Annotated in this window: 12 protein-coding genes; 9 read left to right on the top strand and 3 right to left on the bottom strand. The window is 69.1% G+C overall.

What is annotated here, in order from left to right:
- Positions 1-46: 46 nt before the first annotated feature.
- The gene (gene aceE / locus OG410_RS14120) at positions 47-2,794 is read right to left on the bottom strand and encodes a pyruvate dehydrogenase (acetyl-transferring), homodimeric type (protein WP_329299458.1); all 2,748 of its coding nucleotides are present in this window, start codon (positions 2,792-2,794) and stop codon (positions 47-49) included.
- Between the two features lie 465 nt (positions 2,795-3,259).
- Between aceE and OG410_RS14115 the strand changes: the two genes are divergently transcribed.
- From OG410_RS14115 to OG410_RS14090, 6 genes are all read left to right on the top strand, one after another.
- Positions 3,260-3,688 (top strand): DUF3052 domain-containing protein, encoded by a 429-nt coding sequence (locus OG410_RS14115; protein ID WP_326788028.1) that lies wholly within the window; start codon positions 3,260-3,262, stop codon positions 3,686-3,688.
- A 184-nt stretch (positions 3,689-3,872) separates the two neighbouring features.
- On the top strand, positions 3,873-4,331 hold the full coding sequence (locus OG410_RS14110) for a peroxiredoxin (protein ID WP_261702496.1): 459 nt from the start codon (positions 3,873-3,875) through the stop codon (positions 4,329-4,331).
- Between the two features lie 114 nt (positions 4,332-4,445).
- Positions 4,446-5,021 (top strand): TerD family protein, encoded by a 576-nt coding sequence (locus OG410_RS14105; RefSeq protein WP_261702495.1) that lies wholly within the window; start codon positions 4,446-4,448, stop codon positions 5,019-5,021.
- Positions 5,022-5,125: 104 nt separating this feature from the next.
- The gene (locus tag OG410_RS14100) at positions 5,126-5,701 is read left to right on the top strand and encodes a TerD family protein (RefSeq protein ID WP_329299457.1); all 576 of its coding nucleotides are present in this window, start codon (positions 5,126-5,128) and stop codon (positions 5,699-5,701) included.
- A 136-nt stretch (positions 5,702-5,837) separates the two neighbouring features.
- Positions 5,838-6,986: a DUF475 domain-containing protein gene (locus tag OG410_RS14095; RefSeq protein WP_329299456.1), complete on the top strand. Its 1,149-nt coding sequence runs from the start codon at positions 5,838-5,840 to the stop codon at positions 6,984-6,986.
- Between the two features lie 96 nt (positions 6,987-7,082).
- Positions 7,083-7,820, top strand: a complete 738-nt coding sequence (locus OG410_RS14090) for a TerD family protein (RefSeq protein WP_329299455.1) — start codon at positions 7,083-7,085, stop codon at positions 7,818-7,820.
- A gap of 46 nt (positions 7,821-7,866) precedes the next feature.
- On the opposite strand, the gene OG410_RS14085 is transcribed toward OG410_RS14090, so the two are convergent.
- A complete protein-coding gene (locus tag OG410_RS14085; protein ID WP_329299454.1) occupies positions 7,867-8,769 on the bottom strand; it encodes a TerD family protein in 903 nt (300 codons plus the stop codon).
- Between the two features lie 180 nt (positions 8,770-8,949).
- On the opposite strand from OG410_RS14085, the gene OG410_RS14080 reads away from it, so the two are divergent.
- The 3 genes from OG410_RS14080 to OG410_RS14070 are packed head-to-tail and all read left to right on the top strand — an operon-like array spanning position 8,950 to position 13,531.
- Positions 8,950-10,119, top strand: a complete 1,170-nt coding sequence (locus OG410_RS14080; RefSeq protein WP_329299453.1) for an HpcH/HpaI aldolase/citrate lyase family protein — start codon at positions 8,950-8,952, stop codon at positions 10,117-10,119.
- 44 nt (positions 10,120-10,163) lie between these two features.
- Positions 10,164-12,680: a phosphoribosyltransferase gene (locus tag OG410_RS14075; protein ID WP_329299452.1), complete on the top strand. Its 2,517-nt coding sequence runs from the start codon at positions 10,164-10,166 to the stop codon at positions 12,678-12,680.
- A complete protein-coding gene (locus OG410_RS14070; protein ID WP_329299450.1) occupies positions 12,680-13,531 on the top strand; it encodes an HAD family hydrolase in 852 nt (283 codons plus the stop codon). Before OG410_RS14075 ends, OG410_RS14070 begins: the two co-directional genes overlap by 1 nt.
- Before the next feature lie 491 nt (positions 13,532-14,022).
- On the opposite strand, the gene OG410_RS14065 is transcribed toward OG410_RS14070, so the two are convergent.
- Positions 14,023-14,250, bottom strand: a complete 228-nt coding sequence (locus OG410_RS14065; protein WP_329299449.1) for an FmdB family zinc ribbon protein — start codon at positions 14,248-14,250, stop codon at positions 14,023-14,025.
- Between the last annotated feature and the right edge of the window lie 235 nt (positions 14,251-14,485).

The raw sequence follows: 14,485 nt of genomic DNA, 5'->3' as shown, positions 1-14,485 counted from the left end.
GTCGCCCCTCGCCCCTCGCCCGTCGTACCGGCGGCCAGGACCTGTCCTACGCGTCGCCGCCCGCCGCGCCCGGTCCGGCCGCCCTCACGTCGAGGAGCTGGTAGCGGTCGACGGCCTGCTTCAGCACCGAACGGTCCACCTTGCCCTCACGGGCCAGCTCGGTCAGCACGGCGACCACGATCGACTGCGCGTCGATGTGGAAGAAGCGCCGGGCCGCGCCGCGCGTGTCCGCGAAGCCGAAACCGTCCGCGCCGAGGGACTGGTAGGTGCCGGGCACCCACCGGGCGATCTGGTCGGGAACCGATCGCATCCAGTCGGAGACGGCCACGAACGGACCCTGGGCGGAGGACAGCTTCCGCGTCACGTACGGGACGCGCTGCTCCTCCTCGGGGTGCAGCAGGTTGTGCCGCTCCACGTCGACCGCCTCGCGCCGCAGCTCGTTCCAGGAGGTCGCCGACCAGACGTCGGCCCTGACGCTCCACTCCTCGGCGAGGATCCGCTGGGCCTCCAGAGCCCACGTGACGCCGATACCGGACGCCATGATCTGGGCGGGGATGGTGCCCGAGGTGCCCTCGCTGAAGCGGTAGAGGCCCTTCAGGATGCCCTCGGCGTCCACGTTCTCCGGCTCGGCCGGGTGCTGGAGCGGCTCGTTGTAGACGGTCAGGTAGTAGAAGACGTCCTCGCCGTGCGGGTGCTCCTCGGACGAGCCGTACATACGGCGCAGACCGTCCTGGACGATGTGCGCGATCTCGAAGCCGAACGCCGGGTCGTAGGCGACACAGCCCGGGTTCGTCGAGGCGAGCAGCTGCGAGTGGCCGTCCGCGTGCTGCAGACCCTCACCGGTCAGCGTCGTCCGTCCGGCGGTCGCGCCCAGCACGAAGCCGCGCGCCAGCTGGTCGGCCATCTGCCAGAACTGGTCACCCGTTCGCTGGAAACCGAACATCGAGTAGAAGACGTAGACCGGGATGAGCGGTTCGCCGTGCGTGGCGTACGCCGAACCCGCGGCGATCAGCGAGGCCGTGCAGCCCGCCTCCGAGATGCCGTCGTGCAGCATCTGGCCGGTCGGCGACTCCTTGTAGGCGAGCAGCAGTTCGCGGTCCACCGACTCGTACTGCTGGCCGAGCGGGTTGTAGATCTTCGCGCTCGGGAAGAACGAGTCCATGCCGAACGTGCGGTACTCGTCGGGCGCGATCAGCACGAACCGCTTGCCGATCTCCTTGTCCCGCATGAGGTCCTTGAGCAGTCGCACAAAGGCCATGGTCGTGGCGATGGACTGCTGACCCGAGCCCTTCTTCACGCTCGCGTACGTCTTGTCCTCGGGCAGGACCAGCGGCTTCGACCGCACGACGCGCGTCGGGACGTACCCGCCGAGCCCCTTGCGGCGGTCGTGCATGTACTGGATCTCCTCCGAGTTCCGGCCCGGGTGGTAGTACGGCGGCGCGCCGTCCTCCAGCTCCTTGTCGGAGATCGGCAGGTGCAGCCGGTCGCGGAAACCCTTGAGGTCGGCGACCGTCAGCTTCTTCATCTGGTGCGTGGCGTTGCGGCCCTCGAAGTTCGGGCCGAGCGTCCAGCCCTTGACCGTCTGCGCCAGGATCACCGTCGGCTGGCCCGCGTGCGCCTTGGCCGCCGAGAACGCCGCGAAGATCTTCTTGTGGTCGTGACCGCCGCGCCCGAGGTGCAGGATCTGGTCGTCGGTCATGCCCTCGACCATCGAGCGCAGCCGGTGGTCGTCGCCGAAGAAGTGGTCGCGGATGTACGAACCCGTCTCCGTGGCGTACGTCTGGAACTGGCCGTCCGGCGTGGTGTTCAGCCGGTTGACGAGCACCCCGTCGCGGTCCTGCGCGAGCAGCGGGTCCCAGGTGCGGTCCCAGACGAGCTTGACGACGTTCCAGCCGGCGCCCCGGAACTGCGACTCCAGTTCCTGGATGATCTTGCCGTTGCCGCGTACCGGGCCGTCGAGGCGCTGGAGGTTGCAGTTCACGACGAAGGTCAGGTTGTCCAGGCCCTCGCGCGCGGCGATCGACAGCTGGCCGAGCGATTCCGGCTCGTCCATCTCGCCGTCGCCGAGGAACGCCCAGACGTGGGACTTGGAGGTGTCCGCGATACCGCGCGCCTCCATGTAGCGGTTCATCCGCGCCTGGAAGATCGCGCCGAGCGGGCCGAGGCCCATCGACACGGTCGGGAACTCCCAGAAGTCCGGCATCAGCCGCGGGTGCGGGTACGAGGACAGTCCGTTGGGCGCCTTCGACTTCTCCTGGCGGAACGCGTCGAGCTGCTGCTCGGAGAGCCGGTCGAGGAGGAACGCGCGGGCGTAGATGCCCGGCGAGGCGTGGCCCTGGAAGAAGATCTGGTCGCCGCCGTCGCCCTCGTCCTTGCCGCGGAAGAAGTGGTTGAAGCCGACGTCGTAGAGCGAGGCGGAGGAGGCGAAGGTCGCGATGTGGCCGCCCACGCCGATGCCGGGGCGCTGCGCCCTGGAGACCATGACGGCGGCGTTCCAGCGGGTCGCGTTGAGGATCTTGCGCTCGATCTCCTCGTTGCCGGGGAAGAACGGCTCGTCCTTGGTCGCGATCGTGTTGACGTAGTCCGTGCTGCGCATCTCGGGCACGGCCACGCGCTTCTCACGGGCTCGCTCGATCAGCCGCAGCATCAGATAGCGGGCCCGCTCCCGGCCGCGCTCGTCGACGGCGGCGTCGAGGGAGTCGAGCCACTCCTGAGTCTCCTCAGGGTCGAAGTCCGGGACCTGGCTGGGAAGGCCGCCAATGATGATCGGGTTGCGATCGGATCCGGAAGCCACGCTGTTCCTTCGCTGTCAGAGGGCTGTCTTCGGTGGGTTTTCCCTGCATCTGCACCGATCCCCATCGTGTACCCCGCGAACGAGTACGTCATCTCTACCAGGGGGTAATAGAGACACCCGTGCGGACCGTTGGGACGGTCTCGACCAAAACGTAACGATACGCTCAGGGCGTGACGCGTTCCGCAAAGCCGTTCGGCTTTCGCACGCTCCAAGGGTTCCGAAGGGGACAAATGGGGCAGAAGTGTGTGGTGCCCGTCACGCGGCGTCATGATGGCCCGTCGGGAGTTGCGTCGGCACTGCCAGGATCGTCACCGTTTCGACGGTCTCGACGGCCGGGTACTTGCGCGATCCGCTCCGCCCGTGTGGACTACGGCCAACGCTTCGCGTACGCGCGTGGCTGAGATCCCCCGGCTCTGGACGAGCAGAGGGAGACCCCAATTCCGAAACATGATCAGGAGGCAAGCCGTGAGCGCGACCGCGGACCACGCGGAGGAGCGGACCAACCCGGCCGCCAGGCTGGGGTTCGAGCCCGGACAGGTGGTCCAGGAGATCGGCTTCGACGACGACGTTGACCACGAGCTCCGTGAAGGCATCGAATCGCTGATCGGCCAGGATCTGGTCGACGAGGACTACGACGACGTCGCAGACGTGGTGTTGTTGTGGTTCCGGGACGAGGACGGCGATCTCACGGACGCACTGGTGGACGTCATCGGTCTCCTTGAGGACGGCGGCCAGATCTGGCTGCTGACCCCGAAGACCGGCAGGGACGGTTACGTCGAGCCCAGCGACATCAGTGATGCCGCACAGACAGCCGGCCTCTCCCAGACGAAGAGCATCTCCGTCGGCAAGGAATGGTCGGGCACCCGCCTGGCCACCCCCAAGTCGAAGCGCTGAGCTGCAGCCCCGTCTGCAAGCAGAGCATCCGTGAGGCCCCCGCCGAGCCACCTCGGCGGGGGCCTCACGCATGCCCCGAACCGGCACCCGGGCGACCCGGTGGGGGTCGCGCCGCCGCCGGGAGCCGATCACTGCGTACGCTGGTCGTCACCCGAACAGACCCTTGGAAGGGAAGCGAGTGACTATGGCCATCGAGGTCGGCACCAAGGCCCCGGACTTCGAGCTGAAGGACAACCACGGCGCCACCGTGAAACTGTCCGACTTCCGTGGCGAGAAGAACGTCGTACTGCTCTTCTATCCCTTCGCTTTCACCGGCGTGTGCACCGGCGAGCTGTGCTCCCTGCGTGACAACCTGCCGCAGTTCACGGACCGCGACACCCAGCTCCTCGCGGTCTCCAACGACTCCATCCACACCCTGCGCGTCTTCGCCGAGCAGGAGGGTCTGGAGTACCCGCTTCTCTCCGACTTCTGGCCGCACGGCAACATTTCGCGCGCGTACGGCGTCTTCGACGAGGACAAGGGCTGCGCCGTGCGCGGCACGTTCATCATCGACAAGGAAGGCGTCGTCCGCTGGACGGTCGTCAACGCGCTGCCGGACGCGCGTGACCTGAACGAGTACGTCAAGGCGCTCGACACCCTGTGATTCTTCGGTTCCAAGCCCTGCAAGGCACGGGAACCCGTCACTAGGATCGAACCGTTGATCCGATACCAACGCACCTACGGGGCTCCCCGCCCCTGAACACCATTGGGAGGATTCGTGGGAGTCAGCCTCAGCAAGGGCGGCAACGTATCGCTGTCGAAGGAGGCCCCGGGACTGACCGCGGTCATCGTCGGTCTGGGATGGGACGCCCGTACCACCACCGGCGTGGACTTCGACCTCGATGCCAGCGCCATCCTCACGAACGCGGACGGCAAGGTCAGCTCCGACCAGAACTTCGTGTTCTTCAACAACCTGAAGAGCCCGGACGGTTCGGTGGAGCACACCGGCGACAACATCACCGGTGAGGGCGAGGGTGACGACGAGCAGATCAAGGTCAATCTCGCCACCGTTCCCGCCGACATCACGAAGATCGTGTTCCCGGTCTCCATCTACGAGGCCGAGAACCGCCAGCAGTCCTTCGGGCAGGTCCGCAACGCGTACATCCGCGTGGTGAACCAGGCCGGCGAGGCGGAGATCGCGCGCTACGACCTCTCGGAGGACGCCTCGACGGAGACCGCGATGGTCTTCGGCGAGCTCTACCGCAACGGCGCCGAGTGGAAGTTCCGGGCCATCGGCCAGGGCTACGCCTCGGGCCTGCGCGGCATCGCGCAGGACTTCGGCGTCAACGTCTGAGTCCCGCAGGCCCTCGGGCATCCCGGTCCGGTGCCGCACCGCTTCGGTGCGGCACCGGACCGGCCGTACCAAGTGAAGATCGAACCTCGGGGAGGACCAGCATCATGGGCGTCACGCTCGCCAAGGGGGGCAATGTCTCCCTCTCGAAGGCCGCACCGAACCTCACACACGTGTTGATCGGGCTCGGATGGGACGCGCGCTCCACCACCGGAGCCGACTTCGACCTCGACGCCAGCGCCCTGCTGTGCAGCGGCGGCCGTGTGCTCGGGGACGAGTGGTTCATCTTCTACAACCAGCTCAAGAGCCCGGACGGCTCCGTGGAGCACACCGGCGACAACCTCACGGGTGAGGGAGAGGGCGACGACGAGTCGATCCTGATCGATCTCGCCAAGGTCCCCGCCGTGGTCGACAAGATCGTCTTCCCGGTGTCCATCCATGACGCGGACAATCGCGGCCAGACCTTCGGCCAGGTCAACAACGCCTTCATCCGTGTCGTCAACCAGGCCGACGGCCAGGAGCTCGCCCGTTACGACCTCTCCGAGGACGCCTCCACCGAAACGGCGATGATCTTCGGCGAGGTCTACCGCTACAACGCCGAGTGGAAGTTCCGTGCCGTCGGTCAGGGGTACGCGTCGGGCTTGCGGGGGATCGCACTCGACTTCGGGGTCAATGTTTCCTAGACCCACCTGTATCAGCTGAAGGCGGCCCCTTAGACTTCGTGGTCAACAGTAGGTAAAGCCGAGTACGGCACGGGGGTTGCGCACTTCCCGAGCCACCGCTTGGGGGTGCCCCCACCACACGATGATTGGGTAGCCAGTGCTTCTGAAAACCTTCGGCTGGTCGTTCGCGATCACCGTGCTAGGGCTGGCGGCGGCGGCCGCCTATGACGGGTGGACCGCTTTTGGGATCGTGGCGATCCTGGCCGTCCTGGAGATCTCGCTGTCCTTCGACAACGCGGTCGTCAACGCCGGGATCCTGAAGAAGATGAATGCCTTCTGGCAGAAGATCTTCCTCACCATCGGCGTCCTGATCGCCGTCTTCGGCATGCGGCTGATCTTCCCCGTCGTGATCGTCGCCATGAGCGCCAAGATCGGCCCGATCGACGCGGTCGATCTCGCGCTGAACGACAAGGACCAGTACCAGCAGCTGGTGACCGACGCCCACCCGTCGATCGCGGCCTTCGGCGGCATGTTCCTGCTGATGATCTTCCTCGACTTCATCTTCGAGGACCGGGACATCCAGTGGCTGCGCTGGATCGAGCGGCCGCTGGCCAAGCTCGGCAAGGTCGACATGCTGTCGGTCTGCATCGCCCTGATCGTCCTGCTGATCACTTCCATGACCTTCGCGGTCCACGCCCACCAGCACGGCGGCGGACACGTCGACAAGGCGCAGACGGTGCTCATCTCCGGCGTCGCCGGCCTGATCACGTACATGATCGTCGGCGGTCTCTCCGGCTACTTCGAGGACAAGCTCGAAGAGGAGGAGGAGCGCGAACACGAGGCCGAGGAGGAGGCCGAGCGGACCGGCAAGAAGAAGCCGGCCGTCGTCCTCGCCGGCCAGGCCGCGTTCTTCATGTTCCTCTACCTGGAAGTGCTGGACGCCTCCTTCTCCTTCGACGGCGTCATCGGCGCCTTCGCCATCACCAACGACATCGTGCTCATGGCGCTCGGCCTCGGCATCGGCGCCATGTACGTCCGGTCGCTCACGGTCTACCTGGTCCGCCAGGGCACCCTCGACGACTACGTCTACCTGGAGCACGGCGCGCACTACGCGATCGGCGCCCTCGCCGCGATCCTCCTCGTGACCATCCAGTACGAGATCAACGAGGTCATCACCGGCCTCGTCGGCGTCGTCCTGATCGGCTGGTCCTTCTGGTCCTCCGTGCGCCGCAACAAGGCGCTCGCCGAGGCCGAGGGAAAAGGCCCGACCTCGGACGAGAAGGCTGAGGTCTCGTCCGGGGTGTGACACCCCTCCGGCTGAGGAACGCTCTGATCGGGGCGGCTGTCGAGGACGAGTCCTCGACAGCCGCCCCGCCGCATACCGACCGACGTGGGGGGCCGAATGGGCATCTGGCAGGACCTGTGGCGCGGCCGCTCGGCGGACTTCGACTCCGGCAGCGCGGCGTCCAACTCCATCGAACTGACCAAGCGCAACCACACGGTCTCACTCACCAAGCAGGGCGCGGCCAGCGGCAACCTCCGCATCAACCTGTCCTGGCGGATGCGCACCTCCGACATCGGCGGGCCGCAGCGCGGCAGCCTGCTGCGCCATCCCTTCCGCACCTTCAAGCCGGAAGTGGTCCAGGCGCACACCCAGAGCATGGTCAACGTCGACCTCGACCTCGGCGTCATGTACGAGCTGACGGACGGCACCAAAGGCGTCGTCCAGCCGCTCGGCAGCTTCTTCGGGGAACTCAACGCCCCGCCGTTCGTGAAGCTCAGCGGCGACGACCGCTTCGGTTCCGGGTCGGGCGAGACGGCCTACGTCAACCTCGACCACCGCGACGACATCAAACGTCTGCTGGTCTTCGTCTACATCTACGACCAGACCCCGGCCTTCGACCGTACGCACGCCGTCATCACGCTCTATCCGAGCAACGGCCCGCGCATCGAGATCGGCCTGGAGGAACGCCATCCGCAGGCCCGTTCCTGCGCCGTCGTCATGATCGAGTGCGACAAGGGCGAGGTGACCGTACGCCGCGAGGTCAGGTTCGTGTACGGCTTCCAGGCCGAACTCGACCGCCTCTACGGCTGGGGGCTCCAGTGGGGCCGCGGCTACAAGTCGAAGGCCGGCCGTTAGCGGCCGGCCGGATCCGGCCGGCCGCTCGTGCTCGCGTCCGCCGGACTCAGCGGGACAGGAACTGCGGCCCCTGCGGGGGCAGCCGGAAGTCCGGGTCCGGCCCGGAGCCCACCGCCTGCGGGAAGCCGTACGCGGGCTGCGTGGCCGGCGCGCTCTGCGGCTGCGGGTAGCCGTAGGCGGAAGGATCCGCCTGCCGGCCGGCCGGCTGCGGGTAGCCGTACGCCGGGCCGGTCGTGGCCGGGGCGGCGGCGGGCCCGGGATAGCCGTAGGCGGGCTGCTGCGGGACCGGGGCCGGCTGCTGGGTGACCGGGGCGGAATGCTCGGGCGGCAGCGGCTGCGAGGTCTCGGGAGCCGTGGCGGGCGAGGCCCAGGCGGTCGGCTCCGGCGCGGAGGCGGCCGCCGCCTCCGACTCGTCCACCGAGATCCCGAAATCGGTCGCGAGTCCCACCAGACCGTTGGAGTAGCCCTCGCCGAGCGCCCGGAACTTCCATCCCTCACCGCGGCGGTACAGCTCGCCACAGATCAGCGCCGTTTCCGCACCGGTCTCCGGCTTGATGTCGAAGTACGCCAGAGGTTCACCGTCCGCGACGGCAGCGTCGTACAGCAGAATGCGCAGATCACGTACGCGGTCGAAGGCGACGTCATCGGCCGATGCGACCAGGAGAATCTGTCCGACGCCGGGCTCGACACCCGTCAGATCCGTCTGGATCGTGTCGGTGAGGCCCTCGGCACCGCGCTTCTTGCCGAGCCGCCACACCTTGCCCGACGGATGGCGGGGCTGGTTGTAGAAGACGAAGTCCTCGTCGGATCGCACACGACCGTCGGGGCCGAGGAGCAGCGCGGAGGCATCGACATCGGGGACACCCTGCCCGGGCGTCCAGCGCAGGACGGCGCGCACCGCTGTGGCGTCCAGCGGGACGTTCGACCCTTTCAGCATCGCGTGCGTCATGCGGTCATCCTGCCCTGTCGGTCCTGGTCACGACAATGCGGGGTCGTTCGCGAACCGGCCGGTGTTGGACATGGCGCAGTTACCTGAACTTCACGCCCGGTGGGAATCCCTGACATGGATAAGTACGTACTATTACCGGCCACATCACATTCGGCCACCTAGCCGCCACGGGGGAGTCCCATGCGTCATTTCGGTCACGTCACCCCGGTGGAGCGGCAGCGTCTCTTCCACCGCGAGCCCAGCGTCTTCACCTCCGACTCTCCGGCCAGAGTGCTCGCCGCCGCCCTCGGCGCGACGCTGTACAGCCCGGCGACCCGGCCGACACTGGCCGACGACATCGTCAAGCAGACCACGCGCGGTGTGGTCTCGATGGTGCTGTGCCTGGAGGACTCGATCGACGACTCCGAGGTCGTCGGCGCCGAGGAGAACCTGGTCCGCCAGTTCACCGACCTCGCGACCCGCCCGGACGCCGGCGAACCGCCCCTGCTGTTCGTCCGCGTCCGCCACCCCGAACAGATCCCCGATCTCGTACGGCGCCTCGGCCCCGCCGTCCGGCTGCTGTCGGGCTTCGTGATGCCCAAATTCACCGAGGACCGCGGCACTCCCTTCCTGGAGGCCCTCGCCGACGCCGAGGCGGAGAGCGGCAGACGGCTGTTCGCCATGCCCGTCCTGGAGTCGCCCGAGCTGCTCTACCGCGAATCACGCGTGGAGACCCTGGAGGGCATCTCCCGCGCCGTCGACAAGTACCGCGACCGCGTGCTCGCGCTGCGCCTCGGCGTGACGGACTTCTGCTCCTCGTACGGACTGCGCCGTGCCCCCGACATGACCGCCTACGACGTCCAGGTGGTCGCCTCCGTGATCGCCGACGTGGTGAACATGCTGGGGCGGGCCGACGGCACCGGCTTCACCGTCACCGGGCCCGTGTGGGAGTACTTCCGCGTCCAGGAACGCATGTTCAAGCCGCTGCTGCGCCGCAGCCCCTTCCTGGAGGGGGAGGCGGAGGAACTGCGCGAGAGGCTGCTCGAACACGCGATGGACGGACTGCTGCGCGAGATCGCCCTCGACCAGGCCAACGGCCTGATGGGCAAGACCTGCATCCACCCCTCGCACGTGCTGCCCGTACACGCACTGTCCGTGGTCAGCCACGAGGAATTCAGTGACGCCCAGGACATCCTCAGGCCCGAGCGCGGCGGCGGGGGTGTACTGAGGTCGGCGTACACGAACAAAATGAACGAGGTGAAGCCGCATCGCGCCTGGGCCGAGCGCACCCTGCTGCGCGCCGAGGTCTTCGGGGTCGCCCACGAGGACATCGGCTTCGTCGAGCTGCTCACCGCCGGACTCCCGGCGTGAGCCGGCCCGGCCGAGCGACGCGCACCCCCGACAGCAAGGAACAGATGAACCTCCCCGCTCATGACCCGAACCACCCCGACGGCGGCAGCGGCCCGGACGGCACGAACAGCCCGGACCCCACGGGCGCCACGGACGCCGCGGTGTGGACCGGGACCTGGGTCGCCGAGCGGCTCGGCGTCGAGCTCGTCGGCGACGAAGGGCTGAACGGCCTGCTGGGACTCGCGCTGCGACGCAACCCCAAGCGCGCCCACCTGCTCGTCTCGAACATCCTCGGCAAGCACGTGCCGCAGTCGCCGGCCGTGGTCCACGGGTACGGCGTCGAGCTCGGCCGCCGGGTACGCGAGCTGCTGGGCACCGAGGACGCCCGCGCGGCGGTCGTCCTCGGGTACGCCGAGACGGCCACCGGGCTCGGCCACTCCGTCGCGGACGGGATCGGCGTCGCCCCCTACCTCCACTCCACCCGCCGCCCGGTCCGCGGGGTCCGGCAGGCGGGCGGCTTCGAGGAGTCCCACTCGCACGCCACCTCGCACCTCCTCCTCCCCGAGGACCCGGGCCTGCTCGCGGGCTCCGGCCCGCTGGTCCTCGTCGACGACGAGTTCTCCACCGGCAACACCGTCCTCAACACGATCCGCGACCTGCACCGGCGCTACCCGCGCGAGCGGTACGTCGTCGTGGCACTGGTCGACATGCGGTCCGAGGCCGACCACGCCCGCTTCGAGAAGTTCGCCGGGGACATCGGCGCCCGCGTCGACCTGGTCGCGGCCGCGTCCGGCACGGTGCGCCTGCCCGAGGACGTCCTGGCGAAGGGCACCGCCCTGGTCGCCCGGCACGAACCGGCGGCACCTGAGGCCCCCGCCCCCGCGAGCCCGGCCGTCCGCGTCGGCCTCGGCTGGCCGCACGGCCTCCCCGACGGCGGACGGCACGGGTTCACCCCGGGACACCGAATACGCCTGGAGGCGGCCCTGCCCGCCATGGCGGCACGGCTCGCCGACGCCCTGCCCGACGGCGCGAGCCGCGTCCTGGTCCTGGGCTTCGAGGAACTGATGTACGCGCCGCTGCGACTGGCCGGTGAGCTGGAGCGGGCCGTCCCCGCCGAGGTGCGCTTCTCCACCACGACCCGCTCCCCGGTGCTCGCCCTCGACGACCCCGGCTACGCGATCCGCAGCCGCATCGCCTTCCCGGCCCACGACGACCCGGACGACGGCCCCGGCGAGCGCTACGCCTACAACGTCGCGGGCGCCGGCTTCGACGCCGTCGTGGCGGTCGTCGACTCCACCGCCGACACCCCCGAACTGCACGCACCCGACGGCCTGTTGGCACAGTTGGCGGCGCACACCCCGCACGTCCTGCTCGCCGTCGTGCCCTCGTACGTCCCCGCACGGCCGTCCACCGAAAGGCCCTCCATGCTGCCCGAGCCCCTCCGCGGCCCCGCCTTCTCCTCGTACGCCCCCGACGAGGTCGGGTGGCTGCTCCAGGACCTGTCGGACGTGACGCTGGAGGCGCCGACCGAGGAGCGCGAGGAGGCGATCCAGAGCGGCGGCGCCCACTACGCCGAATCGCTGCCGGTCGAGTACCAGCCGAGCGCCGAGTACCAGAACCTGTTCCGCGCCGCCCTCGACGCCTCCGCCGCCCGGATCGCCGAGGCCGTCGGCGCCGTGACCGAACTCGTGCTCGCCGACCGGTCCCCGCGTCCCGTCCTGGTGTCCCTGGCCCGCGCCGGCACCCCCGTCGGCGTCCTGATGCGCCGCTGGGCCCAGCACCAGCACGGCCTCGACCTGCCCCACTACGCCGTCTCCATCGTCCGCGGCCGCGGCATCGACGCCAACGCGCTGCGCTGGCTCGCCGCCCACCACGACCCGGCCGACGTCGTGTTCGTCGACGGCTGGACCGGCAAGGGCGCCATCACCCGCGAACTTGCCGACGCCATCAAGGAGTTCGAGGAGGCCGAAGGCGTCACCGGCTTCGACCCGGAGATAGCGGTGCTCGCCGACCCGGGCTCCTGCGTGCGCACGTACGGCACCCGCGAGGACTTCCTCATCCCCTCCGCCTGCCTCAACTCGACCGTCTCCGGGCTCATTTCACGCACCGTCCTGCGCTCCGACCTGGTCGGCGAACACGACTTCCACGGCGCGAAGTTCTACCGCGAACTCGCCGGCTCCGACGTCTCCGTCGAGTTCCTGGACGCCGTCGCCGCCCACTTCCCCGACGTCGCCGAATCGGCCCGCGACCGGGCGAAGGAACTCCTCGCCGCCGACCGCGAACCCACCTGGGAGGGCTGGGCCGCGGTCGAGCGGATCAGCGAGGAGTACGGCATCCACGACGTGAACCTCGTCAAGCCGGGCGTCGGAGAGACCACCCGGGTGCTGCTGCGCCGGGTCCCCTGGAAGATCCTCGCGCGCGCCGGAGCGGGTGCCGACCTTGACCACGTCCGGCTGCTCGCCGGGCAGCGCGGGGTACCCGTCGAGGAGGTCGAGGAACTCCCCTACACCTGCGTGGGGTTGATCCATCCGAAGTACACGCGTGGCGCGACCGGTGCCGACGGCAAGGCGGTGACCCTCTGATGTCCACGCCCAAGGTGCTCGTCGCCAGCGACCTCGACCGCACGCTCATCTACTCCTCCGCCGCGCTCGCCCTCACCATGCCGGACGCCCGCGCGCCCCGGCTGCTCTGCGTCGAGGTGCACGAGAGCAGACCGCTCTCCTTCATGACGGAGACGGCCGCCGCGCTGCTCACGGAACTCGGTGACCTCGCGCACTTCGTGCCGACCACGACCCGCACCCGCAAGCAGTACCAGCGCATCAACCTGCCCGGCCCGGCCCCGGAGTACGCGATCTGCGCCAACGGCGGGCATCTGCTCGTCGACGGCGTCACCGACCTCGACTGGCACACGGTCGTGAAGGAGCGGCTCGCCTCCGAGTGCGCGCCGCTCGACGAGGTGCGCGAGCACCTGGAGGCCACCGCGGACCCGGAATGGGTACGCAAGCACCGGGTCGCCGAGGACCTGTTCGTCTATCTGGTGGTGGAGCGCGAGCTTCTCCCCGAGGAGTGGGTCAAGAACCTGGCCGTGTGGGCGGAGGAGCGCGGCTGGACGGTCTCGTTGCAGGGCCGCAAGATCTACGCCGTGCCCAGGCCGCTCACCAAGAGCGCGGCCGTGCGCGAGGTCGCCCGCCGCACCGGAGCCGTCCTCACCCTCGCCGCCGGGGACTCGCTGCTCGACGCCGACCTGCTGCTCGCCGCCGACCGCGGCTGGCGTCCGGGTCACGGTGAACTCGCCGAGGACGACTGGACGGCACCGGCGGTCACCTCGCTGCCGGAGCGGGGTGTCGTGGCGGGGGAGCGGATCCTGCGCGAGTTCGTGGGCATCTGCGCCGACCGTGGCCCCGGCGCCGGTGGCGTCCCCGGAACGGTCTGACAGGCACACGGAACCCGGTTCCGGTCCCGTACGAAGGCGTGGGTGTGCCGGGGGCGTTCCCTCCGGCACACCCGGCCGGGCGCGCTCGGGGCACACCCCGCCGGGCATGCTCGCGGCACACCCGCCTTCGCGCCCCCGGCACAGTCGCCTTCGTGCCCCCGGCACACCCGCGCCTTCGCACGCTTCTGGCGCAACCGCCTTCGCACGCTCCCGGCACGCCCGGCCGGATCCCTGAAGTTCCCAGGTTTCAGCGCCCACTTCCCGCGCCCGGTTCATGAACGGGTGAGCGGTATGGCGAACTTCGTGCGATACGGGCGAATCGAGAGTCTGTACGTCGTTTCGCGGGCGACGCGCCCGGTTCGGGGCGCTCCAGGGGATGTGTACAACTTTGTCCCGGCGCCGTCCTGTTGGTGTGACCGAGACCATGTCGCGGTGAACACGCCGGTGCGGATTCGGGCGTTGGAGAAGAGTTGGTAAGAAATCCCCCGCGATCAGCCGCAGCAGCCTCCGCCGCAGCACCCGCCTCCGCCGCCGCCCGAACGCGGTGCGGGTGCCGGCGCGGACCCCGAACCACCCCTGGCGACGGAGACCGTCGACAGCAGTTTGACGGTGTCGTCGTGCCCGGCGGGGCATGCCGCGGGAGCGGCCGATTCGGCCATGGGGCGGGTCAGTTCGAAGGTGTCGCCGCAGGTCCGGCAGCGGTACTCGTAGCGAGGCATGCGCACAGGCTATCCGGAACGGGCCGCCGTCCGAGGGCTCGGCGGCCTTCGCCGTGCGTGGCGCGACGAGGCTTCCGGAGAGGGAGTGACGGCCGCTCGCACAGGGTGAACCAGTGAACTCCGTTGGCCTCTGAGCTTTTTTGTCTCGTTGCTGATCGAAGCGATTTCATTGGTCGCTGATAATTTAATAGGGCCGCGACGAGCCGCAAGGTCGGGGAGGGGGGCTCGCAGCCGC

Origin of the sequence: Streptomyces sp. NBC_00659 (assembly GCF_036226925.1) — a bacterium.
Classification (GTDB): Bacteria; Actinomycetota; Actinomycetes; order Streptomycetales; family Streptomycetaceae; genus Streptomyces.
Note: the sequence above shows the minus strand (reverse complement) of the source record. Positions and strands in the feature narration are given on the sequence as shown.